19 protein-coding genes and 2 pseudogenes are annotated in these 24,772 nt (G+C 71.3%); 8 read left to right on the top strand and 13 right to left on the bottom strand.

Annotation, left to right across the window (positions count from 1 at the left end; all coding sequences use genetic code 11):
- Nucleotides 1-91 precede the first annotated feature (91 nt).
- Both ACFXI4_RS23870 and ACFXI4_RS23875 read left to right on the top strand, forming a co-directional pair.
- Nucleotides 92-588, top strand: a pseudogene (locus ACFXI4_RS23870) (lamin tail domain-containing protein).
- 169 nt (nucleotides 589-757) lie between these two features.
- Nucleotides 758-1,132, top strand: coding sequence for an STAS domain-containing protein (locus ACFXI4_RS23875; protein WP_384994178.1), 375 nt, complete (start codon nucleotides 758-760; stop codon nucleotides 1,130-1,132).
- Between the two features lie 40 nt (nucleotides 1,133-1,172).
- Here ACFXI4_RS23875 and ACFXI4_RS23880 read toward each other — a convergent pair whose 3' ends face one another.
- Complete coding sequence (locus tag ACFXI4_RS23880) at nucleotides 1,173-1,598, bottom strand: DUF6233 domain-containing protein (RefSeq protein WP_384994180.1); 426 nt, start codon at nucleotides 1,596-1,598, stop codon at nucleotides 1,173-1,175.
- Nucleotides 1,599-1,807: 209 nt separating this feature from the next.
- Here ACFXI4_RS23880 and ACFXI4_RS23885 point away from each other — a divergent pair, with 209 nt between their 5' ends.
- Together ACFXI4_RS23885 and ACFXI4_RS23890 are read left to right on the top strand one after the other, a co-directional pair.
- On the top strand, nucleotides 1,808-2,458 hold the full coding sequence (locus ACFXI4_RS23885) for an NAD(P)-dependent oxidoreductase (protein ID WP_384994182.1): 651 nt from the start codon (nucleotides 1,808-1,810) through the stop codon (nucleotides 2,456-2,458).
- 61 nt (nucleotides 2,459-2,519) lie between these two features.
- Nucleotides 2,520-3,548 carry a S66 peptidase family protein gene (locus tag ACFXI4_RS23890; RefSeq protein WP_384994185.1) on the top strand — a complete coding sequence of 343 codons (1,029 nt, stop codon included), beginning with the start codon at nucleotides 2,520-2,522 and terminating at the stop codon, nucleotides 3,546-3,548.
- A gap of 22 nt (nucleotides 3,549-3,570) precedes the next feature.
- Here ACFXI4_RS23890 and ACFXI4_RS23895 read toward each other — a convergent pair whose 3' ends face one another.
- The 4 genes from ACFXI4_RS23895 to ACFXI4_RS23910 form a co-directional block, all read right to left on the bottom strand.
- Nucleotides 3,571-4,248 (bottom strand): alpha/beta fold hydrolase, encoded by a 678-nt coding sequence (locus ACFXI4_RS23895; RefSeq protein WP_384994187.1) that lies wholly within the window; start codon nucleotides 4,246-4,248, stop codon nucleotides 3,571-3,573.
- Between the two features lie 86 nt (nucleotides 4,249-4,334).
- Nucleotides 4,335-5,588, bottom strand: coding sequence for a hypothetical protein (locus ACFXI4_RS23900; RefSeq protein WP_384994189.1), 1,254 nt, complete (start codon nucleotides 5,586-5,588; stop codon nucleotides 4,335-4,337).
- Nucleotides 5,589-5,764: 176 nt separating this feature from the next.
- Nucleotides 5,765-7,858, bottom strand: a complete 2,094-nt coding sequence (ligA, locus tag ACFXI4_RS23905) for an NAD-dependent DNA ligase LigA (RefSeq protein ID WP_384994192.1) — start codon at nucleotides 7,856-7,858, stop codon at nucleotides 5,765-5,767.
- 204 nt (nucleotides 7,859-8,062) lie between these two features.
- Entirely contained in the window at nucleotides 8,063-9,769 is a 1,707-nt protein-coding gene (locus tag ACFXI4_RS23910) for an MFS transporter (RefSeq protein WP_384994195.1), read from the bottom strand.
- 418 nt (nucleotides 9,770-10,187) lie between these two features.
- Between ACFXI4_RS23910 and ACFXI4_RS23915 the strand changes: the two genes are divergently transcribed.
- Nucleotides 10,188-10,556, top strand: coding sequence for a hypothetical protein (locus ACFXI4_RS23915; RefSeq protein WP_384994198.1), 369 nt, complete (start codon nucleotides 10,188-10,190; stop codon nucleotides 10,554-10,556).
- Nucleotides 10,557-10,663: 107 nt separating this feature from the next.
- Here the strand turns inward: ACFXI4_RS23915 and ACFXI4_RS23920 are convergent, their stop codons facing one another.
- The 8 genes and pseudogenes from ACFXI4_RS23920 to ACFXI4_RS23955 form a co-directional block, all read right to left on the bottom strand.
- Nucleotides 10,664-11,704 carry a LacI family DNA-binding transcriptional regulator gene (locus ACFXI4_RS23920; RefSeq protein ID WP_384994201.1) on the bottom strand — a complete coding sequence of 347 codons (1,041 nt, stop codon included), beginning with the start codon at nucleotides 11,702-11,704 and terminating at the stop codon, nucleotides 10,664-10,666.
- Between the two features lie 82 nt (nucleotides 11,705-11,786).
- On the bottom strand, nucleotides 11,787-13,565 hold the full coding sequence (locus tag ACFXI4_RS23925) for a discoidin domain-containing protein (RefSeq protein ID WP_384994203.1): 1,779 nt from the start codon (nucleotides 13,563-13,565) through the stop codon (nucleotides 11,787-11,789).
- Between the two features lie 11 nt (nucleotides 13,566-13,576).
- Complete coding sequence (locus ACFXI4_RS23930) at nucleotides 13,577-14,671, bottom strand: DUF1996 domain-containing protein (protein ID WP_362723731.1); 1,095 nt, start codon at nucleotides 14,669-14,671, stop codon at nucleotides 13,577-13,579.
- A 224-nt stretch (nucleotides 14,672-14,895) separates the two neighbouring features.
- Complete coding sequence (locus ACFXI4_RS23935; RefSeq protein WP_384994401.1) at nucleotides 14,896-15,465, bottom strand: LysE family transporter; 570 nt, start codon at nucleotides 15,463-15,465, stop codon at nucleotides 14,896-14,898.
- A 211-nt stretch (nucleotides 15,466-15,676) separates the two neighbouring features.
- Entirely contained in the window at nucleotides 15,677-16,534 is an 858-nt protein-coding gene (locus ACFXI4_RS23940; protein WP_384994207.1) for an endo alpha-1,4 polygalactosaminidase, read from the bottom strand.
- Between the two features lie 235 nt (nucleotides 16,535-16,769).
- Nucleotides 16,770-17,890: pseudogene (locus ACFXI4_RS23945) on the bottom strand (sensor histidine kinase); the annotation flags it as partial.
- 34 nt (nucleotides 17,891-17,924) lie between these two features.
- Complete coding sequence (locus tag ACFXI4_RS23950) at nucleotides 17,925-19,553, bottom strand: PQQ-binding-like beta-propeller repeat protein (RefSeq protein WP_384994210.1); 1,629 nt, start codon at nucleotides 19,551-19,553, stop codon at nucleotides 17,925-17,927.
- Nucleotides 19,554-19,659: 106 nt separating this feature from the next.
- Nucleotides 19,660-20,670 carry a glycoside hydrolase family 26 protein gene (locus tag ACFXI4_RS23955; RefSeq protein ID WP_384994212.1) on the bottom strand — a complete coding sequence of 337 codons (1,011 nt, stop codon included), beginning with the start codon at nucleotides 20,668-20,670 and terminating at the stop codon, nucleotides 19,660-19,662.
- A 219-nt stretch (nucleotides 20,671-20,889) separates the two neighbouring features.
- Here ACFXI4_RS23955 and ACFXI4_RS23960 point away from each other — a divergent pair, with 219 nt between their 5' ends.
- From ACFXI4_RS23960 to ACFXI4_RS23970, 3 genes are read left to right on the top strand one after another with little or no spacing between them, the layout of a single operon-like run.
- Nucleotides 20,890-21,258: a hypothetical protein gene (locus ACFXI4_RS23960; protein WP_384994215.1), complete on the top strand. Its 369-nt coding sequence runs from the start codon at nucleotides 20,890-20,892 to the stop codon at nucleotides 21,256-21,258.
- A gap of 25 nt (nucleotides 21,259-21,283) precedes the next feature.
- Nucleotides 21,284-23,458, top strand: a complete 2,175-nt coding sequence (locus ACFXI4_RS23965) for a glycosyltransferase (protein WP_384994218.1) — start codon at nucleotides 21,284-21,286, stop codon at nucleotides 23,456-23,458.
- Entirely contained in the window at nucleotides 23,455-24,717 is a 1,263-nt protein-coding gene (locus tag ACFXI4_RS23970) for an acyltransferase (RefSeq protein ID WP_384994220.1), read from the top strand. Before ACFXI4_RS23965 ends, ACFXI4_RS23970 begins: the two co-directional genes overlap by 4 nt.
- Nucleotides 24,718-24,772: the final 55 nt, after the last annotated feature.

Genomic DNA, 24,772 nt, shown 5'->3' on the forward strand with positions numbered 1-24,772 from the left:
CCCGCACCACGCACCCCGGGTGGCCTGCGACGTTCCCGTCGCCCGCCCCGGGTGTGCCGGCTCCGGGAAGGGGGACCTCGTGTCCGTGTCCGTGACCGCCCGCCGTCTGACCGCCGCCGCTGCCGTGGCCGCTGCCGCCGTGGGCGCGCTCGCCCTGCCCGCCGCCGCCGACGGCCGTCCGGGCGCCCGCCCGCACGGCGACGTGGTGATCAGCAAGGTGCAGTACGACTCCCCGGGACGCGACGACCGCTCCAACCGCTCCCTGAACAACGAGTGGGTGGACATCACCAACGCCACCCGTCGGACGGTGAACCTGGACCACTGGACCCTGACCGGCGGGGACGGCCGCCGCTACACCTTCCGCCACGTCCGTCTGGAAGGACGGGCCACCGTCCGCGTCCACACCGGGGCGGCCGCGACAACGCCCGCGACGTCTACCAGGACCGCCGCGGCTACGCCTGGGACGACCACAACGACACCGCGACCCTGCGCAACGACCATGCCCGCATCGTCGACCAGGTCAGCTGGGGCCACCGCCACGGCCACCGCAACGGCGGCCACCGCAACAGCACTCCCAACCGCCACTGACCCACCCGTCGGCGACCCGGTCCTGAGCCGGGTTCGCCGGCGCTCCCGGTGCTTTTGACCCAGCCCGGCCCGACACCCCGTTCCGCGGTGGTGACGGGCCGGACGCATGTCTCTTCGAGCTGGTGCCGTTCTCTCGCGCGGGCGAGATCTTCACGACATACTCACCGGCATGAGTTCCGCGGATGGCGAGGACAGGCGGCAGGATCCGACCACGGCGCATGCGGGATCGCTGCCCCGGGTGGTCCAGTGCGAACACGGCGACGCGTGGGTGGTCGCCGTGTTCGGCGCCTTCGACCTGAATTCGACCTCGGCCCTGGCGGCGGCGCTGGAGGCCGGAGCACGGACGCACGACAAGGTGGTGCTGGACGCCGCCGGCCTCACCTTCGCGGACTCGACCGTCCTGAACCTGCTGCTGCACTTCAACCGGACGGCTGTGCTCCGCGTGGCCAGGCCCGCCCCGCCGCTGGCGAGGGTCCTGGAACTGACGGGAGCGGACACCGTCCTGGATGTCCGCCCGACCGTGGAGGACGCGGTCGCCCGTTGACGGGCGCGCGGGGCGGCAAGGAGGCACCGGTCCTGACCGGTCATGCGGTGTCGATGCCCAGTTCGGTGTCCGGGTGGCAGGCACCGCAGGCCTGGAAGCCCTTGGGGTCGTTCGTGAGCACCTCGCGGGCGACGTCGGCCTCGATGGGACGGCTGGCCGTGAGCCCCTTGGTGCAGTCACCGGTGTGGACGAGCGCGGTCTTCGAGGCGCTCGCGGGCCGTTCGACGATGTAGCGGGTCGTCGGGCGGCCGCCGGAGTCGCGGCGGGTGGCCGGGGCCGGGGGTCGCTGGGGCGCGGGGGGCGCGGGGCGTGGGACCGCCTTGCGTTCGGTGCGGGAGATCGCGGCCAGGACGGCACCGCGCTGTAGACGCAGGTAGGTGGCGACGGTCTCGGTGTCGGCGATCTGCTTGTCGAGGTGCGCCAGGATCGCCCGGAGGCGCGGAGGATCAGGCGGCAACTCGTTCATGTGTTCGATTCTAGACGGTCCGGCGCCCGACCCCGGTGTGACGTGCGGCCGGCGGCGGGTCCGTGTCACCGGTCCCACTCCCCACCTGGTCGGACGGTGTCGTCCGATGGGGTCATGTTCGTCCGGGGCGAGCCGATGCGGCAGGCCTGTGGCGAGTGGTCTCACTAGTGTGCGGGCCCAGTGACGACCAACGGGAACAGGAGACTCGCATGTCCAAGATCGCCCTGTTCGGTGCCACCGGCACCCTCGGATCCCGCATCCTGGACGAGGCGCTCCGTCGCGGCCACAGCGTCACCGCCGTCGTCCGTGACCCGGCGAAGATCGACCGGGACGACGCCGGCCTGACGGTGGTCACCGGGGACGTTCTGGACCCGGAGTCCGTCGCCGCGCATGCCGGGGGACAGAGTGCCGTCGTCAGCGCGGTCGGCGGAGGTGACGGGCCGGGCCACATCGCCACCATCAAGCCCAGCGCCGAATCCCTCGTCGCAGGTATCCGCACGCTGGGCGCCGGCGCACCGCGGCTCATCCTGGTCGGCGGTGCCGGTTCCCTGCGCAACCCGGACGGCTCGCAGGTCTGGGACGCGGAGGGTCTGCCGGAGTTCCTGCTTCAGATCATGCACGCCCACGGGGACGCCCTGGACTACTGCCGCACCGTCGACGATGTGAGGTGGACGTCGCTCAGCCCTGCCGCGACGATCGAACCGGGCGAGCGCACGGGCACCTACCGCACCGCCACCGAAGACCTGATCGTGGCCGAGGACGGCAGCAGCCGCATCTCCGCGGAGGACTACGCGGTGGCCCTGCTCGACGAGATCGAACGGCCACAGCACATCGGTGAGCGATTCACCGTCGGCTACTGACCGTTCGGGGCGCGGGGAACTCGGTGCCGCACGGGTAGGGCACCGTGCCAGAATCCGGCGCATGGCCATTCGTTACCCGTCGCCCCTGCGTCCCGGTGACCGTGTCGGTGTCACCTCGCCGTCGAGCGGGGTCCCGACGGAACTCCGTGCGCGTCTCGATGTCGCCGTCCGGCACGTCCGGGACCGCGGGTACGAGGTCGTCGTCGGCCGGTGCATGGACGGCTCCGGGCACGTCAGTGCGCCGGCCGCCGAGCGCGCGGGCGAACTGATGGCGATGCTGACCGACCCCACCGTCAAAGCCGTCGTCCCGCCGTGGGGCGGGGAGACCGCGATCGACCTCCTGCCGCTGCTCGACTGGGACAGGCTGCGGGAGGCCGAGCCCACCTGGCTGGTCGGATTCTCCGACATGTCGACCCTGATCACGCCGATGACCCTGCTCACCCGGACGGCGACCCTCCATGGCAACAACCTCATGGACACGCCCTACCGAGTGCCCGACGGACTGCGGCCGTGGCTCGACATCGTCGCGGCACCCCCGGGGCACCGGTTCACCCAGACCCCGCCCGGTCGCCACCGGACCAGCGGTTTCGACGACTTCGCGGCCTTCCCCGACGTACGCGAGTACACGCTCGACTCCGCGGGTGCCTGGACCCGGCTCGACGGGAGCGGTGACGTCGAGGCCGAGGGGAGACTGATCGGCGGCTGCATCGAAACACTGTGCAATCTCGCCGGGACGGCCTGCCTGGACGTCTCGGCCTTCGCCCTCGAGGAGTCACCGGACGGACTCCTCGTGTACGTGGAGGCGGCCGGCGACGATGCCTTCACCATCTGCCGGAACCTGCATGGCATGAGGCTCGCCGGGTTCTTCGACCACGCGAACGCGGTGCTCGTCGGCCGGACCCACGCACCCGGTAACCGTTCCCTCAGCCAGCACGAGGCCGTCCTCGACGCGCTCGGCTCCCTGAACGTGCCGATCGTCGCCGACATCGAGTGCGGCCACGTCCCGCCCTACATGCCGATCGTCAACGGGGCGTACGGCCGTCTCGTTCACACACCCGGCCGGAGCGAACTGACGCAGACCCTGGACTGACGCCGGGGCGACCGGCTGTGGATCAGGCGGAGCCCGGCGGCAAGGCGCGGAGAACCGCGGCGAGGCCGTGCGGGTCGCGGCGGGCGATGTTGTGGCCGACGGGAATCTCGTGGACTTGCCAGTCCGAGTCCTCCCGGAGCCGTTCCGTCAGGGTCACGAACGGGCTGCCCGCCCATGCGCCACCACTGATGAACGTCCGGCCGAGCGCGTGGCCGGGGTCGCCTCCCAGCCTGACCGACTGGACGAAGCTCGCCATGGGGTGCGGTCGCGCGCGAGGGTCGAGCCCGTCGGGAACCGCGACCCACCGGCCGTCGCCGCGCGCGCCGGCCACGAACAACTCCCGAAAACCGTCGCTGGTCAAAGACCAACACGAATCCCCGTCCTCCGGGACGTAGGCGTCGATGAAGACGAGCTGGTCGAGGCGGTCGCCGAGCCGGTCCGCGACACCGGCGATCACCATCCCGCCGTAACTGTGTCCGCACAGAGCGAGCGGCGTGCCGTCGCTGCTCTCCACGATCTCGGCCACCTGGTCGATGTGAGTGTCGAGATTGGGCGGACGGTCCGCATCAACCGGACCGTCCAACTCCAATCCCGACAGGGTCACCGCCTCGACCTGGTGACCGTCTCGGTTCAACTCGGCGGCCACCGAGTCGAACACCCACCCGCCTTGCCAGCCCCCCGGCACCATCACGAACTTCACCGCGACATCGTAGGCCAGGCGGAATCCGGGGAGTTCAGCCGGCGGGTACGGCTACCGAGCGCCCGCGGCCCCTGTCCCCGGCTTGTTCACGACACGGTCTGCTCGGCGTAGGGGACGAGTCGGACCGGGCCGACGAGGCCGTAGGCCTGGCGTGTCGCCGTTCCGAACACCGTGGGGTTGCTGACCCGCAGGCGGTTGAACAGCGGGACTGCGACCTCGACTTCGAGCGTGTTGGAGCCCGCGCGGAGGTGGCCGCCGAGGTCGGCCACGGGGTTGAGGCGGTCGACCGGGTCCAGCCGGACGCCGTTGACGGTGACCCGGCAGGTGTCGGTGACGCTCCCCAGCCGCAGCAGGGCGCCCGTCGAGGACGACCGCGTCCTCGGCAGCGTGACGGTCGTCCGGTAGCGGCCGATGCCGCCGACGTCGGCCAGCTCCGGGATCTGCGACCAGGGCAGCAGCCCGTCCAGCGGGAGGGTGTGTCCGACGATCTCGGTGCTGTCGGCGTCGGCGCCGGGCCGCCAGTCGTCGACGGACAGGGTCCACTGGTCGAGGGTGAGAGGCGCCGGCACCTCGGGAATCCTCGCGGTGACCGTGCGGCCGTCGGACAGGGTGGTGGTGTACGTGCCGGCCGTCGTCGCGCGCACGGTCAGCGAGCCGTCCGCGAAGCGCACGCTGTCCGCGTCGGTGGCGACCGCGTGCGGACGGGCACCGGTCCGGTCCCCGAACACGGCGGGCCGCGCCAGCGCGACCATCAGGGTCTCACCGGGCTGGAGGGTCACCCGGAAGGTGAACGCGTCGTCGTCCTGGGCGTACTCGGCGAGCCGCGTGACGCGGCCGGTCCAGGGGTCCAGGAGGTAGGGGACGGCGCCGGAACCGGAGCGCGCGGTGCTGTGCACCGTCACGTCGTGGTCGATGGCGGCCACCGCCGGCTTGACGGTCTCGGCGTGCTTGCCGTTGCAGAAGTAGTAGAAGTCGGCTTCGTCGGTCGCGCGGTGCGCGTTGAGGAGTGTCGAGGAGACGCTGTAGGAGACGTCGGACGTCACCCCGAGGTCCTCGAAGGCCGCACCGACCAGGGTCTTGTCGGTGACCTGGCGGACGTTCGGAAGGGCCAGCAACCGCGCGGTGAGCGACCGCACTTCGGCGCTCTCGCCGTCGTCGGGAAGGCCCGGCGTGAGAGCCTGGTCGAAGGCGCCGAACAGCACGGTGGGCAGTCCCGCGCGGGCGAACGCGAGCAGCCTGCGGGCGTCGGCGACGGCCAGCGTCGGGCTGGAGCCGTAGAAGAAGTCGCCCTCCAGGAAGAGGGCCTTGTAGGCGGGCCGCCATCGGTTGAATCGTTTCAATGACGGTGGGCTCGGGAACCGTAATCCGGGCTCCGAAGTGGGGTCAATAGGTGTGGCAACGATTCAGGAGAGTGAACGAGGCTCGCCGCGTCGCACCTGACCTTCGCACCGCGCCGACCGCGGCACCGCCGCCACGGGGCCCGGCGCCGGCCGGGGCCCCGTCAGTGATCGACGGTTCAGCTCAGGAGGGCGGAGACGAGCGCGGCGAACTCGTCGGGTGTGGCGAGCCGGATGCCGAGTTGTTCGGCCTTGGCCCGCTTGGAGCCCGCGCCCGCACCGGCGACGACGAGGGCGGTCTTCTTGGACACGCTGGAGGCGGAACGCCCTCCCGCCCGTTCGATCAGTTCGTTCATCTCGTTGCGGGAGAGCTTCTCCAGGACTCCGGTCATCGCGCCGGTGACGACCACGGCCATCCCGGCCAGCGGGCCCGCCGCCGTCGCGGCCGCCGCGGGTGCCGCGTGGTCGGAGTCCGCGGCATCGGCGGGCGCGGGCGGAGTGGCGCCGGGTTCGCTCATGCTGACGCCCGCGGCGGCGAGTCTGTCGATGAGCGGCGCGAGTTCGGCCAGTTCGGCGACGATCGAGGGTGCCTTCTCCACGCCGATGCCGTCGACCTGCTGCATCGCTTCGGCGTCCGCGGCACGGATGTTGTCCATGGTGGCGAAGTGGCGGGCGATGCGCCGGGACATGGAGCGGCCGGTGCCGCGCACCCCGAGCGCGCACAGGACGCGTGACAGCGGCTGCCGTGTGGCCCTGGCGATGGCGGCGAGGAGGTTGTCGGTACTGGTGTCACCCATCCGGTCCAGGCCGAGGAGCTGTTCGCGGGTGAGGGTGAACAGGTCGGCGAGGTCGGTGACGAGCCCGGTGTCGACGAGCTGGACGACGCGGGTGTGGCCGAGGCCTTCGATGTCGAGCTGGTCGCGGCCGGCGGCGTAGGAGAGCGAGGCGACCAGGTGGCAGTTGCGGCCCTGCGTGCACCGCCAGCGTTCCTGGCTTCTGTCGATGCCGGATCCGCAGCGCGGGCAGGTCTCGGGGAAGGCGATGGGCTGTTCGTCGCCGGTGCGCAGGTGGGCGGCGGGGGCCTGGATGCGGGGGATGACGTCGCCGGCGCGGTGGACCATGACCTGGTCACCCAGGCGCAGGTCGCGACGGGTGATGTCGGACGGGTTGTGCAGGGTGGCGTAGGTGATGGTGGAACCGTCGATGACGACCGGTTCCAGGACGCCGCGCGGGGCGATGACGCCGGTGCGGCCGACGTTCCACTCGACCGCCAGCAGCCGGGTGATCTTCTCCACGGCCGGGAGTTTGTAGGCGATCGCCCATCGGGGCGCGCGCGAGCCGGAGCCCGCGGCCTGCCGGTCGGCGGCGAGTTCGGCCTTGACGACGATGCCGTCGATCGCGAACGGCAGGCCGGCCCGGACCGCGGCGATGTCCTGCACCCGGGCCAGGACCTCCGCCACGGACTCGGCGACGGAGTCCGGGACGGCGGTGCGGGCGCTGGTGTGCACGCCGAGCTCGGCGACCAGGTGCATCAGGTCGCTGTGCGCGGACGCGGTCAGCCGGTCGGCGAGCTCCGGGTCGGTGCCGGGCAGGGGCAGCAGCCCGTAGCCGAAGAACGTCATCGGCACCGTGTAGAGGCGCTCCCTGGCCCTGAGCGTGCCCGCCGCCGCGTTGCGCGGATTGGCGAACGGCAGCCCACCGTGCTCGGTGCGCACCTCGTTGGCGTACTCGAACTGGCCTGTCGTCATCAGGACTTCGCCGCGCACCTCCACGGTGACCGGCTCGGCCAGCCGCTCGGGCAGCCCCTCGACGGTGCCGATCGCGTGCGAGACGTCCTCCCCGGCCGTCCCGTCCCCGCGGGTGATCAGCCGGGTGAGGCGGCCGTCGGTGTAGCGGGCGGCGATCGCGAGGCCGTCCAGCTTCGGGCCGACGTGGAAGCGGGTGACCTCGCGCCCGATCCGACGGGCCAGCGATTCGGTCCAGGTGGTGAACTCCGAAGCGGCGAACACGTTGTCCAGGCTCAGCATCGCCACCGTGTGCGGGACATCGCCCTCCACCGCGCCGCCGGCCACCTTCCCGGTGGGGGAGTCGGGCAGCACCTGCTCGGGGTGTCCGGCCTCGTACCCGGCGATCGAGCGCACCAACCGGTCGTAGGCGTCGTCGTCCAGCGGCGACGTGCCGCCCGCGTAGTACGCGGCGGCCGCCCCGACGGCCTCCTGGACCGCCCGCGCGTAGGCGACGGCATCCACGATCTGTGCTGCAGGTGTTGTCATGACGTGCATACTGCCGTCCGCCACTGACAACGCGACGTTCCTCCTCTTCGTGGAGCAAACAGGGTGTCTCGGTCGTCCGTCGTCGAGGCCAGGACGCGGTTCGCGAGGCGCCCCGGCTGATCCGTGCCTCATCCACCGGGCGGCTCCTGCCGGGTGATCCCGGCCGCCCCGTACGGGGCGGCCGGTGCCGGGTCTATTGTCCTGTCACTCCTCGGCGGTGGCGAGCGCGGCCAGTTCGCGGTTGACGGCGGCTTCGTGCGCCTCGGCGTCCATGCGCGCCTTCCTGGGGCTCCAGCGACCTGCCATCACGAAGACGAAGGGCAGGAAGAGCACCTGGCCGCCGACGCAGATCCACCACCAGGTGCGCCATTCGCCGGGGCCGTCCTTCGACGCCTTCTCGACCTTGGCGCCGTACTCCTGCAACAGCTTCAGCTGCGGCCCCGCCTTCTTCACGACGGCGAGGTTCTCCGCGCCGACCTCCTGGACGGCGCGGGCGCCCAGCGCGGGCGGCACCTTGCCCGGCGGGTACTTGTTCATCTCGGCGAAGAGCTCCGGGTGCGCGTTGACGACGGCCAGCGCGGGCGCGGCCTGCGCCGAGGCGGCCTTGACCTCGGCACCGTGCTCCACGAGGGGGGTCACGGAGGTGACGAGCACCGGGATGAAGGCGGCGGAGACGGCGACCACGATGCGCACGGTCCAGCCCCACACCGCCAGACCCGCCGCGGTGGCCGCCGGGTTGTGCTTCTCCACCGTCTCGGTGAAGCTCGCCATCCAGGGCGCGTAGGCGATGCCGCTGAAGACGCCGATGCCGATGAACAGCCACGCGAAGGTGTAGTAGCCGGTCGTCAGGTGGGTGGCGCGGGTGGCGAAGACCGCGGTCACCACGATCGAGCCGACCGCGCCGACGATCATGAAGGGCTTGCGCACCTTCAGCCGGTCCGAGAGCAGGCCGACCAGGACCAGGGCGATGGCGTTCGCCCCCCAGTACCAGTTGGCCAGCGCGTTGGTGCGCTGCTCGCTGTAGCCGAACACGGTCGAGAAGTAGACGACGAAGTTGCCGACCGCCGCGTAGTACAGCAGCAGGAACACGGCGATGGCGAAGGCCGAGCCCAGTACGTCCAGGCGCATCATCTGCCGCCACTCGCCGCGGCGCAGCGCCTCGGTGTCCAGCCCCTTGGCGCGTGCCTCGACCAGCGCCCGGTCCCGCAGCGTCACCATGATCTGGTCGCGCAGCGCCGGGGACAGCTCGCGCAGCGCGAAGACCGCGACGACGAAGACGACGAACCCGGCGATCGCCGAATAGCGCAGTTCGTCCTGCCAGCTGGCGCTGTCGAGGGTGTTGCTGGTGACGGTGGTGACCACCAGGGAGCCGATGACCGGGCCCATCGTCCAGTACCCCATCGCGGTGGCCCGGCCGAGCTGCGGGGAGAAGTCCCTGATCAGTGCGGGGGTGGCGACCAGCACGATGCCCTCGATGAAGCTGACGAGCGCGAAGAGCACCAGATAGGTGGTCTTGTTCGCCGCGTTCGGCAGCCCGAAGAAGACCAGGAGCGCGGCGACCAACAGCCCGTAGACCACCAGATTCGCCCGGCCCCAGCGGTCCGCCAGGCCCGCCACCAGCGAGGCGAAGGCCCCGACCGCGTTGCCGATCACCGAGACCCAGATGAAGTAGCGGTACGTCATGTCGAAGTGCGTGATGATCGACGTCGCCACCGCGTACTGGATGTACAGCATGTAGTACAGGACGACCGTGGTGACGACCACGATCGCGAGGTAGGCCATGCGGCGGCCGGTGGGCGGGTAGTCCGTCAGTTCGCGGCGGTACAGCCGGGCCATCGGGCCGCGGGTGTCCGCGGAGGGGACATCGGGCGCGGGTCTGTCGGCGTCGGACGGTGTCGTGGCAGCGGACATGCGGCTCCTCCCAGGGATACCCGGAAACCGGGCGTTTCGCGTCGGTGCGACGGGCACTGCGGCGGCCCGGCTCCGAGAGCGTGGCCAGAGGGTAGTACCGACTGGTCGGTACGCCTAGGGGGTCTGCACGAGGTCATGCGCCAGGGGCGTCGCGGGGCCACAGGAGCCGCCTTTCGACGCGCGGCCGGCCGAGGTCGGCAACTGAGCGCCCAAGGCGAGGTGGTGCCCGCGGGCGACGGCCCGGACACGGCGCCGGAGCGCGCCGCCACGCCGCCGGCCCGCCGGCCGCCGCGAAGGATCGTGCGGTTCTCCCGCGCGGGCCGAAACGCATTGCTCGAACGATCCGGTCGCCTCTATCGTGCCGACGGGGCGGCGGGCCGGCCCGGACGGCGTGTGGAACGTGGGGGGAGTGGTCGTCGTGGGTGTCTTCGTCGACGCCAGGGGTTGGCTGCAGTGCGATGACCGGCAACTCGCCCAGGTCAGGGAGATCGTCGGATCGGACGATCCTGACCGGACGTACAGCGGTGGCTGGGCCTTTCCCCCGCGGCAGTACAACTTCGTCAACTGGGTCTTCTTCGGGGCCCAGATGCGTGCTCAGTCCGTCGACTGGTTTCTGGAGCGGTTGCGGAGCGTGGCGCGTATTCCTGCCTCCGACGACGACAACGACCTGATCACCGGTCTCTTCGTCGTCAGCCACGAGGTCGACGGCATGAGTGAGTGGCAGGTCCGCGACGGCACCGTGGTGATCCGGGCCCTGGGCGAGGCGTACCGGTTCCTCGACGAGTAGCGCGTGCGGTCCGGCGGATCACGGCGCCGGTGGCAGGGTTCCCGGACCGGACGAGCCGTCGGTCGACGCCCCGACCACGCCCGGCACCCGTCCGCCTCCACCCGGCGCTAGGCCGAGTCGCGCACCACCAGTTCCGGATCGAAGATGACCGACGTCGCTTCGGTGCGTACGCCGTGGATGTGCTCGTCGAGCAGGCGGGCCATCTCCGCCGCCATCTCCTCGACCGGCTGGCGGATCGTGGTCAGCCGGGGCCGGCAGGTCACGGCGATGCCGGAGTCGTCGAAGCCGACGACCGCGACGTCCTCGGGCACCCGCCGTCCGTGCTCCCGTACGATCTGGCAGGCACCCTGCGCCATGAGGTCGTTGGCGGCGAACACACCGTCCGTGTCGGGGTGGCGGGCCAGCAGGTCCGACATGGCCGCGAGACCGCTGTCCAGGGTGAACCCGCCCTCGGCGACCGGAACACAGGGGTGGCCGTGGCGGGCCAGCGTGTCACGGAAGCCGGCCAGCCGCTCCTGGCTCGCCGCCACGTCCAGGGGGCCGCAGACCGTGGCGGGCCGGCGGCAGCCGCGCGCGAGCAGGTGCTCCGCGGCGAGGCGTCCGCCGTCCCGGTGCGCCAGGTCCACGTAGCTGAGCCGGACCGGACGGGAGGGGCGGGCGAAGAGCACCGCCGGAAGCCGGGCGTCGGCGATGAGGGCGGGCAGCGGGTCGTCCGCGTGGGTGGAGACCACGAGGGCGCCGTCTGCACGTCCCTGGCGCAGGTAGGTCAGCACCTCCTCCCGGGCCTGGGCGGACTCCGCGAACATGAGGACGGGGTGCATCGAGCGGGGGCGCAGGAAGCCGACGATCCCGCTGACGACCCGTCCGAAGAAGGGGTCCGCGAACACCGAGGTGGCGAACGCGTTCTGGCCGGCGTCCGTGGTGTCGCCGGCGCCGGACACCACCAGGGCGACGGTCTCGGCCCGCCGGATCACCAGGGAACGGGCGGCCCGGTTGGGCGCGTAACCCGTCCGCTCGATGGCCCCGCGGACCACCTCCTGTATCTCCGGATCCACGTTCCGGATGCCGTTGACGACGCGGGAAACGGTCGCCCGGGAGACACCGGCCTCCCGGGCGACGTCCTCCAGCGTCGGGGCCCGTCTGCTCATGCAGGCACCCTAACGGACCTGCGAATCCCGCAATAGAGCGCTCTCCCGGAGCGGGGTCGCCGCTCCGGGAGAGCTGCCTCGGTCAGGCGTAGACGCCGAACTCGTACAGCGAGTAGCCCCAACCGGTGCCCCGCGCCGTGCCGTTGACGCGGACGTAACGGCCGGTGCCGGTGACGTCGAAGTCGTCGATCCCGCCGTTGCCGTCGGACACGGTGCGCACGGTCTGCCAGTTCTGGCCGTCGTCGGAGGTCTGGATGGTGTAGGCCTTGGCGTACGAGGCCTCCCAGGACAGCTGGACGTGCCGGAACGTGGTGCGGGTGCCGAGGTCGACCTGGAGCCACTGGGGGTCGCTCCAGTCACTGGCCCATCGCGTGCTCTGGTTGCCGTCGACCGCGTTGGCCGCGGTGCAGGGGCAGTCACCGTAACTCGCCTGGTACGACGAGGCGGTGGCGGGCTTGCCCCGTGCCACGTTGGTGCCGGACGGGACCGGCGGCACGACCCGGATCGAGCGGGTCTCGACCCCGACGTTGCCCTTGCCGTCGGTCGTCTTGACGTACACCTTCCAGACGCCCGGACGGTCGGGCGCGGTGAACTTCAGGCGGCCGCCGCCGAGGTCGGTGAAGGGCAGCGAGGCCAGGTTCTTGCTCTGGTCGATGTAGTTGCTGTTGTCGAGGACCTCGTAGGAGATCCGGTCGCCGTCGGGGTCGGTGGCCTTCACGGCGAGGACGAGGTCTCGTCCGGCCTGCACCTGGCCCGCGCCGCCCTCCACGGTCAGGTCGGAGATGACGGGCGGGGTGTTGTCGTGGCTGGTGTCGCCGCCGTAGGCCTTCTTCACCGCGTAGTACGACAGCCGCTTCTGGCCGGCCGGCAGCAGGTTGAACCAGATGCCGCCGAAGTCGTACTCGGTGCCGTAGTGGAACATCGTGGCGCCGAGCGCGACCCCCTGGTGCCCGGTGACACAGCCCCAGGCCCGCGTGTAGCCGGCGGCCTTGGCCTGGTCGGAGGGCTCCAGCGGGACGCCGTTCGCGTCGTCGGGGACCTCCCACTCGCCGGCCGGCCCGGTCTCGGTGACGATGTAGGGCTTGGTGTAACCCCCTTGCTGCCAGGCGGACTTGATGTCACAGACCGCGTTGTAGGAGTTCACGGCGTACAGGTCGAGGTCGGGCGCGTTCCTCTTGAAGTAGGGCCAGGCACCGACCCAGGCGTCGGTGGACGTGACCGGGTGGTTGGGGTCGATGGCGTGGATCTTCCGGGTGATGTCGTTGACGAGGGTGGTGTAGGCGTCGCGCTGCCTCTCCAGTTCGTCGCCGCTGTAGCAGTTCTGCAGCCCGAGGACCGATTCGTTGCCGACGTCCCACATGAGCACGCCGGGGTTGTCCTTGTAGGTCTGGACCCACTTGGGGAACTCGTCGAGCACCTGGTTCTTGTAGGCGGTGTCGGTGAGGTAGTTGACGCAGCCGCCGCTGCCGGGACCGCCGCCCGGCTGCAGCCAGAAGCCGGCGACGACCTTGATGCCGTGGGCGGCCGCGGAGTCGAACAACGGCTTGCTGGTGGCGTCGGTGCCCCAGGTGCGGATCGTGTTGACGCCCATGGACCTGAGGTCCGGCAGGTACTTCTCGGCGTCGGAGACACTCGGGCCCCAGGTCAGGCCCTTGATCTGGTACGGCTGCCCGTCCACCGTCAGCTGCCAGGCGCCCTGGCCGCCGGTGACCTTGACGACGCTGCCCGCGGCGTGGGCCTGGGTGGCGGGTAGAGCGGCGAGGAATCCGGCGGCCAGTACGCCGGCCGTCAGGGGTGCCACGACACGGCTGGATCGGGTGCGGGTGCGGGTGCGGGTGCGGGTGCGGGTGCGTGGGGTCATTCGCGAGCTCCTCAGGGCAGTCGGTAGTGCTCGTCGAGCGCGGCGCCCGCCTCCGGGTGGGTCTCGTCGTAGCCGCGCGCGTCGCACTGGAGGCCGCCGACGACACAGTGGTCGACCAGCGCCTTGAGCGTGCGGTCGTCCCAGGCGTTGAAGAAGTCGTAGTGGAAGCTGTGGCCCGTGCCGCTGGCCAGCCGGACCTTCGACATGTCGCCGTTGACCGGGAAGGCCATCTTGAACTCGATCATCGGCAGCGCCACGGGGTGGTCGGCCGGGCACATGTTGTCGTTCGTGCCGGGCTTGACCACGGGGTAGGCCATGTGGCTCTTGTGGTCCGGGGTGTCGAGGTACTTTCCGTCCCAGCAACTGGGAGCCTGGAAACGGATGTTGAGCTGGACGTCCGCGCGGTTGGGGCAGGTCGCGGGGAACTCGGTGTTGAAGTAGCTGTCACCGCACTCCCAGCCCTCGACGAAACCGGGATGGTGCCGGAACTCGTCGGCGCTCTGCAGGGGGCTGCCGACGACGAAGCGCAGACCCTTGGGGAAGGGCCGGACGCTGGTGTAGTCGGTGACACCGGACTTGTAGTAGATGACCTGAGGGCCGACGGGCAGGATCTGCTGGTCGCCGTTGTACAGGGTGGGCATCCAGTAGCCGGACAGGTCGCCGGGGGCCTTGCAGGTGGTGCCGCCGGCCGACAGCGAGGCGGTGGTGCTGTTGGCGTCGGTCGTCGTGTTGCCCATGAACGTGTGGTCGTGGGACTTGCCCGGCTGCTGCGGGTAGACGATGGGGTCGTCCGGCCTGGTGTGCGTGACCGCACAGTTGGCCTGGAACTCGTGGAAGTAGCGGTGCGGCGGGTCCTGGGTGGACGGCGTCACGCCGGTGACCGGCGGGTTGGCGGGGATGTAGCCGTCGCCGTCCGGATCCTCGGGGGAGTTGGCCGTGGACGCGGCCATCGCGTGACCGGAGTGGGTGGCAGCGAACGACTGTGCGGCGGCGCTGTGCGGTGCCGGCGGCCCGGCGCTGACGGCGATGCCGCCGAGGCCGAGCGAGGTCAGCAGGAGCGCGCCGGTGATCAGCGTGGCTGACAGGCCTTTCGATCTCCGTGGCATGGAGACCTCCTCCTGGACGGTGGGGTGTCAGAGGCCGTCGCCGGGCGCCCCCATGACGTGGTGTCGGACGGGCTGACGTGGGGGGGCGCCGGGAGACGTTGGGAGAGCGCTCTCCCGCCGAGGAGTGTTGAGGGCATGTCATCCAGGTGTCAAGGGATCCGGCAGAAGAGGGCTCCGGAAAGATTCCAACTGCGCGAGGCTTGCGGACCGTTGAAACTCACCAGTTAAATCAAGTCATGAACTAAGCGGGGAGGCAGCACCCTCGGCGCCCGCCGCCGCCCGCCCGGGCGCCATGCCCGGACATGCGGGTTCAGGGCTGAGGGGTGGCGACCCTGATTCCGAACCCGATCAGGAGGACACCGGTGACGCGGTCCAGGGCGCGGCGTACGGGGGGCCTGCCGAAGAAGGCACGGGCTCGGGGAAGCGGCATCACCCAGCTGCCGAGCCGGACGATCGTGAGGGCGGTGTGGACGAGAACCAGCAGGGGCCGTCCCGGCGCGCGGCGAGAAGCCGGACGGTGCGAGAGCGGGCAGCAGGCCCGTGTAGAAGACGGCGATCTTCGGATTGAGGACGTTGCCGACCAGCCCGGTCCGCCACGGGTTGCCGGCCAGGGGCAGAGCGGGCGCGGTGACGGCACGGCCGCGCCGGCTCTGCCGGAGCGCCTGGATTGCGAGGAGGGCCAGGTAGGCCGCGCCGAGGAGCTTGACTGCCGTGCAGGCCGTGGCGGACGCCGCCGGCACGGCGGCCGGACCGGCGAGGCTGAGCGCGCCCCGGATGAGCAGCCCCGCGGTGATGCCGCCCGCCGTCCGAAGCCCGTCCCGCCGGCCGGGGCGATGGCCCGCTTCGTCACCACCGCCATGTCCGGGCCGGGGACCGTGGTCGGGACGGCGAGCACACCCGTGGCCGCGAGAAGCTGAGCGAACATGGCGTAAGTTCTCGCAGCGGGTCCCTGCCCCCTCGGGGCGGGGGTCTGGCGTCGGCCGGCGCGGCCCTGACGGTTCGTCGTCAGTAGCGGTCGCAGGTCTCGCGTACGTAGCGTTCGTGGCCGGCCGGGGCGACGTCGAGGTCCCGTCGGACGACGCTGATCCGGTCGCCCCAGCCCGCGCAGGCCCGTTTCATGCCCTTCGCGGTGTACTCGACGACGATGACGTGGTCGCCGAACGCGTCGACGTAGGAGCCGCATTCGTCGTACTGCCCGCATTCCTCCACCACCGCGAAGTCGAGGCCGACCCGCTTGCGGTCCCTGGCCAGTTCGAGGGTGTTCTTCTGGGCGATGGCGAGGTGCCGGGCGTGCGCGTGGCGGGCGAGCAGGGTCTGGAACGCCTCGGCGTCGGCGGCGGTCAGCAGTCCGCGCGGGGCGCGGGTGTAGCTGTCGTAGTTGTCCGGCTCGACGGCGTCGAACCCCTTGTCGGCGCACGTGTCGATCCAGTCGTCCACCTTCTCGGCGATCCGCGCGCGCTTGGCCGGGGTGCCGATGTCGAGCATCGCCTCGCCCCAGTCCTCGTCCATGACGACCTTCCCGGAGCGGTCCCGCAGCAGGAGGTCGGCGTCCCATTCCCCCTCGGCGCCCGGCTGGGCCTGGAACGCGTTGACGTAGCAGAGGTTGTAGAGCCCACGGGCGGGAGATGCCGTGTGGTCGCGGGAGACCACGGAGACGCCCTTCGGCGGGGTGTAGGCGCCGCCGAGCTGGTAGTCGACGCCGGCGTGGACGGGCGGGGCCGACACCTTCGCCGCCGGGGCCTTCGGGGACGTACCCGTGCCGGTCCGGCCGCCGGAGCAGCCGGCGGCGGCGAGGGAGGCCACGGCGAGGACGACGGAGAGGGGCACGGCGGCACGGCGGGAGCCGGTCCGGAACTTGCGCATGACGGTCTGCCTCTGGACGAGAGAGCATGCCCCGCCTCGGACGCGCGTGGTCCTGGCGACCGGGGCCGGACTGACGGCTCGTGGGCTCGTGTCACCGGCTGGGAATGCCGTGGTTGCGCGGACCGTGAGGATGCTGGGTGGTCCGACGGCGTGACGATACCAAAACCCTCGCGACCGGTTTGTGCCGCCCGTGCTCCGGCCCTACCGGCGTCACGGCCCGGGCACGGGGACGCGGTCAGACACGGTCGCCGTCGCCGTCGCCGGCCGGTGCGCCCGGCAGGGTGACCAGGAAGGCGGCGCCGCCTCCGGGCGCCTCGGCGAGGGTGAGGTCCCCGCCGTGGTTGCGTACGACGTCCCGCGCGATGGCCAGGCCGAGGCCGGCCCCGCCCTCGTCGCGGCTGCGTGCTCGTCGAGGCGGACGAACCGTTCGAAGACCCGGGGACGGTCGGCGGGCGCGATGCCGTGGCCGTCGTCGGCGACGGTGAGGACGGCGTCGTCGCCCGCGCGGACCAAGGTCACCGTGATCGCGGTGGCGGTGTGCCGCTGGGCGTTGTCCAGGAGGTTGCCGAGCACGCGGGCCAGTTGGCCGCGGCTGCCCCGGACCTGCGGCACGTCCTCGTCGGCCCGTACACCGGGCGTCACCCGGTCCGACGGGGAACGCCGGGCGACCTCCTCCCGTACCAGTGCGGTCAGGTCGAGGCGGGCGTGGCCGGGTTGTTCGCCCGCGTCGAGCCGGGCGAGCAGCAGCAGGTCGGCGGCCAGGTGCTGAAGGCGTACGACGTCGTGGTGGAGGCCTCCGGTGTCCAGCAGCCCGGGGTGCTGGTCGGCGACCTCTATCTGGGTGCGCAACGAGGCGATCGGACTGCGGAGTTCGTGGGAGGCGTCGGCGACGAACCGGTGCTGGCGTTCGACGGACTTCTCCAGCGCGGCCAGTGTCTGGTTGGTGGTGCGGGCGAGACGGGCGATCTCGTCGCGGGAGCGGGGTACCGGGACCCGCCGGGTCAGGTCGCCGCTGCCGGTGATCGCGGCCATCTCGGCCCGGATGCCCTCCACCGGGCGCAGGGCGCGCCGGGTGACCAGCCATGTCACGCCGGCCACGACGAGGAGCAGGAACGGCAGGGCGGCGAGCATGGCGCGGGAGACCTGGTCGAGGGTGGCCTGTTCGTCCGCGAGCGACGTGCCGGCGTAGACGGTGTAGGCGCGGCCGTCGTAGGTCGTGCCCTGGACGGCGGCGAAGCCGTAGTCGTGGGTCCGGTCGCCGAACCGCACGGCCGGCGTCTCGCGGTCCACGCCGGTGCCCACCTTGCCACGGGCCGGGGCACTGCCCTGGGTGTCGTCGCCTGACGAGCCGCCCGTGGGCGTGTGGCCCGGGCTTCGTGCGCACGGTGCCCTACTGGTAGAGCCGTACGCCGCCGTTCGTCCCGAGGGCGTTGAGTTCCAGCACGCCGCCGTCGGGGCGGACGTACACCGTGCCGGAGGTGAGGTGCCACGTGCCGGTCCCTGCCGGCAGGCCCGCGACCGGTCTGCTGTGACCGGTGCGCGGGTCGATGGCGATGAGCTGTGGGGAGCCGGACGTGGTGACGGCGTACACCGTGTCGTCCGCGCCCGGCGCGGGGACGGCGAGCACGGCGGAGTCATGGGTCCAGAGTCTGGCGCCGGTGGTGATGTCGAAGCCGTCGATCACCGTGCGGCCGGCGGCCGAGGCCGGAGTGACCAGGACGTGGCCGTAGATCCGGGCGGAGTGATCGGCGGCGGTGTCGTTGCCGCTGGTGAGTTCGTCGTCGCCCACGGCCAGTTTGCGGCCGGTCCCGCTCGTGTCGAAGACCCGCACGGCGTCCTGCCGGGCGGTGTGGACGGCGGCGACCAGCGGTGAGCCGGACAGGATGTGGGTCACCTCGGAGTGGGCGCTCTCGGGCTTCTGCCAGATCTTCCTGCCGGTTCTGCCGTCGTACGCGGTGAGGGTGAACCTGGTCTTCCGGTCGAGGCAGAAGTCGCCTACGAGTACGGTGCCGTCGGTGCCCCAGTCGTACGCGTTGCAGTAGTGGCCGCGGGCCTTGTACCCCCACACCCGGTCGCCGGTGCGGATGTCCACCCCGCCCAGGAAGTTCTCGCTGACCACGGTCGCGACATCACCCTGCAGGTAGGTCGCGGCGGTCGCCGCGGCGGGGTGCTTCGTGCTGGTCAGCGGCATGGACCAGAGGATCTTTCCGGTGGCCGCCCGCACGCCGGCCAGCCAGGTGCAGGTGCTGCCGTCCTTGCCGAAGGCGACCGTGCCGATGCCCCGGGCGCTGAGCGTCGGCGACATCGCGCAGGGGACGGTGCCGCGTTCGGCCGCGTCGGCGGAGGGTGTGGTGTTCCACAGCTGCCTGCCGTCGGTGAGGTCGTACGCCCGCAGGCCGCCTCGGCTGCTGGCCCGGACGAGCAGTTCGCCGGTGAGCCAGCTGCCGGTCAGCGTGTCGTCGGCGGCGGGGGCCGGTATCTGCCACGCCTGTCTCAGGTTGCTGGAGGCGACGGTGGCCGCGTCCTCCTGTGCGAGCAGGACGGCGGCGGCCCCGACCAGGGCGGCGAGGACGACGAGGACGAGCGCGATCCTGCCCACCCGGCTGCTCCCCCCACGCCGTTCGCCGCCGGCCGCGCCCGCGGCGGGGGCCGGCTGCGGGGCAGCCGACTCCGGGTGGGCGAGGCCCGCCCGGTCGAGGACGGCGGTGGCCGCTGCCGGGTGTCCGGGCTCGGTGACGACCGTTTCGCTGCCGCGCCGGGGGAGCGGCGGGTGGCCGCGGTCCGGCTCGGGGACGGCCTCGTGGCGGCCCGTGCGGGGTTCGGGGAACCGCAGCGGCACGGTGGTGTCCCAGCGCGGGGCCGAGGAGTTGCCGGTCGGCCGGCCGTGCCCGGATGCGGACGGCTCCGTCTGCCGCCGCTCCTCGTACGGCCGCGGGGCGGCGGCCCGCCGGCGGGGCTGGAAGGCCCAGCCGGGCTCCTCCCGCGGAGTTCCCTGGCCCGGTGACGATTCCTTCGTCATCTCCGTGATCCCCCCTGGTCGGGTAGCCGCGCTCGCATGCTCCGGTCGCATCGACGCGCGGTGATAAGGGTCGGGCCTGTGCCCGGCTTGCCCTGCCTGCTCGGGATCAGCCGTTCTTGAACGGATGACCGAAGCCGTTGCGGGCCGACTCCACCTGGAACGCGGCCAGCGCACCTGTCGAGGTGCCGATCCGCCAGTCCATCAGCTGCTTGCTGCCCGGCCAGTCCTTGTGCTGGTCGTACCAGACGAGTCCGATGACGCCCGCTTTCGCGGCGCCCTGGAACAGGTCGCGGATGTGGGCCTCTTTGTCCTTGCTCTGAGCGACCCCGGTCTCCGCGATCAGTACCGGTTTGCCGGAGAAGCCCTTGATCTGGCGCAGGGTGGGGGTGAACAGGCTGGAGAAGGCGGCGCCGTCGATCGGCCCGTAGTAGCCGATGAGGCCGACCCAGTCGACGTAGGCGTCGCCCGGGTAGTAGGGGCGCAGCCCGGCGGTGGTGCCCGAGTCGACGACGTGCGGGGTCCACACCCAGATCACGTTGGTGACGCCCTGCGCGGCGAAGATGTCGTGCACGTGCTTCCACGCCGCGACGAAGGACGACGGCTTGGTGTGCCGGGGACCCCAGGAGTTCCACGGGCCGTTCATCTCGCCGGCGAAGGAGAGGGCCAACGGCCCGTCGTAGGCGGTGATCTGGCCTGCCAGCCGGCGGATGTAGGGGTCGTCGGTTCCCTTCGCGATGTCGGCGAGCGAGGTGTCGGAGGGGACCAGCGCCATCATGGGCAGCCGGCCGCGCCGCCACAGGAAGGCGTTGCCCTCCGTGTCGAAGTCGTCGCCCCAGGAGCTGTAGTACTCGCGGATGTCGGGCGCCCGCCCTGCTTCGTGGGTGAAGGTGCTGACGATCCCGTACTGCCAGGGCGTCTTGTCGTCGACGACACCGAGCGCGCGGCCGGACGGCCTGAGCATGGACGGAACCCGGAAGCGCGCGGCCGGGGTGGCGGACGTGGCCGGGCCGGCCGCGCCCTTGGTTCCCGCGCCGCCGCAGGCATCCGCCACGAAGCAGACGGCGACCATGAGGATCACGGCGACCGTCAGGCGGTGGTGGCGGCGGGCGATGGCCATGCGGCGAGGTCCGATCGGGCTGAAGGCAAGCGACTTAGCAGGAACTCTACGAGACCCACGTGACATTCACTGAATCTCCATACTAATCTTGCCGCAAGATCGGAAGCGGGCGGGATGACCTCCTTGCCGTACCCATTGATCTTTTTTCCGTACCAGTCACTGCTTTCGGCAGCACCGGGCTGACAGTTGCAACACGATCAAGGAAGCTCGAGGCCGTCGATGAGCAGTGCCTCCACGGAGGTCGAATCGGCTCCCGTCTTTGTGGACCGGACCGGTCTGCGCGGCCGCCGTCTGCGCGGACTGGGCTGGCTGGTGGGGCTCGTCTGCACCGGGTTCGTGGTGGCGATGGTCTCCGGCCTGGCCGGAACCCAGTCGCAGGCGCCCGCGCTCACCGTCCCCGGCACCGCGGACACCACCCCGCCCGGCCAGTACCTCAACGCACCGCTGCCCGCGGCTCCCGGCGTCGCCGGGTCCGGAGCGGGCGCCGCCGCCCCAGCGGCCACGTCCGACGCCACCGCGTCGGTCACCGCTACGACGGCGACGGCCGGTACGGCGGCGTCAGGCTCCGTGACCGCCGCCGCGCAGTAGCCAGACGCGACCGACCAGGAAGACCATGTCCCGCTCACGCCGCCACCGCTCCCGGCAGTCCATCGCGAGGCCGCGCCGGCTCGCCGCACCTCCCCTGCGCTTCTTCCTGCCGGTGACCGTCCTGGCCACCCTGCTGGCGCTGATGGTGCTCCGGGGCATGGCGAACAACGAGGTCTTCCACGACGAGCGCATCGCCGTCTCGGTCGACAAGGGCACCGTCCCGACCAGCGTGCTGGAGGGAGGACCGGTCGTCGACGCACGGGGCGACAGGAACGGCAAGCCGGTCAACTACACGATCCCGGACAAGACGGTCGTCCTCTCCTTCGATGACGGCCCGTCCGCCCAGTGGACGCCGAAGATCCTCAAGGTGCTCAAGAAGGAGAACGTCGGCGCCGACTTCTTCGTCACCGGCTCGATGGTCACCCGCAACCCGTCGCTGATCCGCCAGATCGTGGCCGACGGCCACGAGATCGGACTGCACACCTTCACCCACCCTGACCTCGCGCTGCACTCCGGCACCAGGCTCACCTGGGAACTGGGCGAGACCCAGCTCGCGCTGGCCGGTGTCGCCGGCATCCACTCCAGCCTGTTCCGGCCGCCCTACTCCTCCACCGTGGACGCGCTGGACGACTGGTCGTGGCCGGTGACGAAGCAGGCAGGGTCGGAGGGGTACCTGACCGCCTTCATCGACAAGGACACCGACGACTGGAAACGCCCCGGCGTCGACTCGATCGTCCGGTCCGCCATGCCCGACCTGCCCGGCCAGGGCGAGATGATCCTGCTCCACGACGCGGGCGGGAACCGGGCCCAGACGCTGGCCGCGCTCCCGGTCGTCATCGACAGGCTCAAGGCACAGGGCTACACCTTCAAGACCCTCGGCGAGGCGCTCGGCACCGGCTCCGCCAACACCGAGGTCACCGGGTACAACCTGTGGGTCGGCAAGGCGTTCCTGTGGTGCACCACCTTCTCGGTACGGCTGCTGCCGTGGCTGGTCGGGCTGCTCGCGGTGGTCGGCGTGCTGGTCATGGCGCGGTTCGCGCTGATGCTGGTGCTCTCGGCGATCCACGTGCGGCGCATCCGCAGGCCGGGTTTCTCCTGGGGCGACCCGGTCGTCGAACCGGTCACCGTGGTGGTACCGGCGTACAACGAGCAGGAATGCATCACCAACACCCTGCTCTCGCTTGCCAGAAGCGAGCATCCCATCGAGGTGATCGTGGTCGACGACGGGTCGACCGACGACACGGCCGCCCTCGTGGACGAGCTCGATCTGCCGATGGTCCGGCTGATCCGGCAGCCCAACAGCGGAAAGCCGGCCGCCCTCAACACCGGTGTGGCCGCCGCCTCGTACGACCTGGTCGTCATGATGGACGGCGACACGGTCTTCGAACCCGCCACCGTCCGGGAGCTGGTGCAGCCCTTCGGCAACCCGCGCGTCGGCGCGGTGGCGGGCAACGCCAAGGTCGGCAACCGCGACACACTGATAGGCGCCTGGCAGCACATCGAGTACGTGATGGGCTTCAACCTCGACCGCCGGATGTACGACGTGCTCGACTGCATGCCGACCATCCCCGGGGCCGTGGGCGCCTTCCGCCGCACGGCGCTCGCGCAGGCGGGCGGCATGAGCGACGACACGCTCGCCGAGGACACCGACGTGACCATGGCCCTGCACCGGACCGGCTGGAAGATCGTTTATGCAGAGGACGCCCGCGCCTGGACCGAGGCGCCCGTCAGCATGAAGCAGCTGTGGTCGCAGCGGTACCGCTGGAGCTACGGCACCATGCAGGCGATGTGGAAGCACCGGCACGCGGTGCTGGAGCGCGGCGCGGCGGGCCACTTCGGCCGGGTGGGCCTGCCGTTCGTCGCCCTGTTCATGGTGGTCACCCCGATGCTCGCACCCGCCATCGACATCGGCATGGTCTACGGCGTGGTCTTCGTCGACGCGTACAAGACCCTGGCCGCGTGGTTCGCGGTGATGGCCCTGCAGGCCGTCTGCGCCTGGTGGTCCTTCCGCCTGGACAGGGAGAAGGCGTGGCACCTGATCACGCTGCCGGCCCAGCAGGTGGTCTACCGGGTGCTCATGTACATGGTGCTGATGCAGTCCTTCATCACCGCACTGACCGGAGGCCGGTTGCGCTGGCAGAAGCTGCGGCGCACCGGTGAGGTAGGACTCGACGTCACCACGGGGGCGACTTCTTCATGAGTACCGCGGAACGAGGTGCCTTCGGCGTCCAGGACGCTTCCACCGTCGCCCTGCGGGTGATCGACCCGGCCGTGCTTTCTGCGCAGCACCTCCCGCGGGCCGAGGAAGCGGAGCCGGAGCCCGCGCGCACACCCGGCCGCGACCGCTACCTCGACCTGCTGCGCGCGCTCGCCCTGGTCCGCGTGGTGGTCTACCACAACTTCAGCTGGAACTGGCTGCCGATCGTCTTCCCCTCCATGGGCGTCATGTTCGCGCTGGCCGGGTCGCTGATGGCGCGGTCCCTCAACCGGCCCGCGCTGAGCGTGATCCGCGGCCGGCTGCGCCGTCTGCTGCCGCCGATGTGGCTGTTCGGCGCGGTCGTGGTGCCGCTGATGCTCCTGGAAGGCTGGCGGCCCGACGTCCACCACCCCTCTTGGTGGTGGACGGATCTGGCGTACTGGGTCCTGCCGCTCAGCGAGCCGCCGTTCGGGGCCTCACTGCACACGTTCGGCGGTCACCTGCCGAGCTCCTGGGCCGAACAGATCTGTGTGCCGCTGTGGTACCTGCGCGCCTACCTCTGGTACGTCCTGCTCTCGCCGCTCATGCTCAGGGCGATGCGGAGACTGCCCTGGGTCACCCTGCTGGTGCCGCTGGCGCTCGCGTTCGTCATCAACTCCGGTCTGGTCGAGCAGTCCGGACGGCTGATGGAGGCCGCCACCGACTTCACCACCTTCGGTGCCTGCTGGCTGCTCGGCATGGCGCACCAGGAGGGGCTGCTCCGCAGGATCCCGCAGTACGTCGTGCCGTCCCTCGCCCCGCTGGTGCTCATGTTCGGCTGCTGGTGGCTGCTGCGGTCGCCGGTGGACGACCCACGGCTCGGGCACGACCTGGAAGCGGTGCCGGTGGCCCAGGCGATCTGGTCGTTCGGCGCGGTGTTGCTGCTGCTCCACCTGAGCCCGTCCTGGGAGCGGTGGCCCAGGCCGCTGGAGCGGTTCAACGGAGTGATCAGCCTGCTCAACTCCCGTGCGGTCACGGTCTACCTGTGGCACTCCTTCGCGCTGGTGCTGACCGAGCCGCTGATCGACCCGCTGTGGAGCAACAGCTTCTTCTACGACCACGCGCAGTGGCTGCTGGCGAGCCAGTGGACCCCGCTCGTGATCGCCGTTCCGCTGATCTGCCTGGCGATCCTGCTCTTCGGCTGGATCGAGGACGTGGCCGCCAAGCGCCGCCCACGGCTCTTCCCCTACCCCCGCCGCCCCAAGGGCCGGCGGCGCGGCTAGACGGCCGTACCCGGCGAAGCCGACCGTCCGGCTCGCGGGTCAGCCGTGACGCGAC

The sequence above is a fragment of the Streptomyces sp. NPDC059224 genome (genome assembly GCF_042754285.1).
In the GTDB taxonomy this organism is placed as follows: domain Bacteria; phylum Actinomycetota; class Actinomycetes; order Streptomycetales; family Streptomycetaceae; genus Streptomyces.

Bases quoted from the DNA above. Each gene is read 5' to 3' on its own strand.
- ACFXI4_RS23890 (WP_384994185.1), top strand. From the start codon at position 2,520: ATGGCCATTCGTTACCCGTCGCCCCTGCGTCCCGGTGACCGTGTCGGT.
- ACFXI4_RS23930 (WP_362723731.1), bottom strand. From the start codon at position 14,671: ATGCCACGGAGATCGAAAGGCCTGTCAGCCACGCTGATCACCGGCGCG.
- ACFXI4_RS23910 (WP_384994195.1), bottom strand. From the start codon at position 9,769: ATGTCCGCTGCCACGACACCGTCCGACGCCGACAGACCCGCGCCCGAT.
- ligA (WP_384994192.1), bottom strand. From the start codon at position 7,858: ATGACAACACCTGCAGCACAGATCGTGGATGCCGTCGCCTACGCGCGG.
- ACFXI4_RS23880 (WP_384994180.1), bottom strand. From the start codon at position 1,598: ATGAACGAGTTGCCGCCTGATCCTCCGCGCCTCCGGGCGATCCTGGCG.
- ACFXI4_RS23940 (WP_384994207.1), bottom strand. From the start codon at position 16,534: ATGCGCAAGTTCCGGACCGGCTCCCGCCGTGCCGCCGTGCCCCTCTCC.
- ACFXI4_RS23960 (WP_384994215.1), top strand. From the start codon at position 20,890: ATGAGCAGTGCCTCCACGGAGGTCGAATCGGCTCCCGTCTTTGTGGAC.
- ACFXI4_RS23920 (WP_384994201.1), bottom strand. From the start codon at position 11,704: ATGAGCAGACGGGCCCCGACGCTGGAGGACGTCGCCCGGGAGGCCGGT.
- ACFXI4_RS23955 (WP_384994212.1), bottom strand. From the start codon at position 20,670: ATGGCCATCGCCCGCCGCCACCACCGCCTGACGGTCGCCGTGATCCTC.
- ACFXI4_RS23925 (WP_384994203.1), bottom strand. From the start codon at position 13,565: ATGACCCCACGCACCCGCACCCGCACCCGCACCCGCACCCGCACCCGA.
- ACFXI4_RS23885 (WP_384994182.1), top strand. From the start codon at position 1,808: ATGTCCAAGATCGCCCTGTTCGGTGCCACCGGCACCCTCGGATCCCGC.
- ACFXI4_RS23970 (WP_384994220.1), top strand. From the start codon at position 23,455: ATGAGTACCGCGGAACGAGGTGCCTTCGGCGTCCAGGACGCTTCCACC.
- ACFXI4_RS23875 (WP_384994178.1), top strand. From the start codon at position 758: ATGAGTTCCGCGGATGGCGAGGACAGGCGGCAGGATCCGACCACGGCG.
- ACFXI4_RS23950 (WP_384994210.1), bottom strand. From the start codon at position 19,553: ATGACGAAGGAATCGTCACCGGGCCAGGGAACTCCGCGGGAGGAGCCC.
- ACFXI4_RS23965 (WP_384994218.1), top strand. From the start codon at position 21,284: ATGTCCCGCTCACGCCGCCACCGCTCCCGGCAGTCCATCGCGAGGCCG.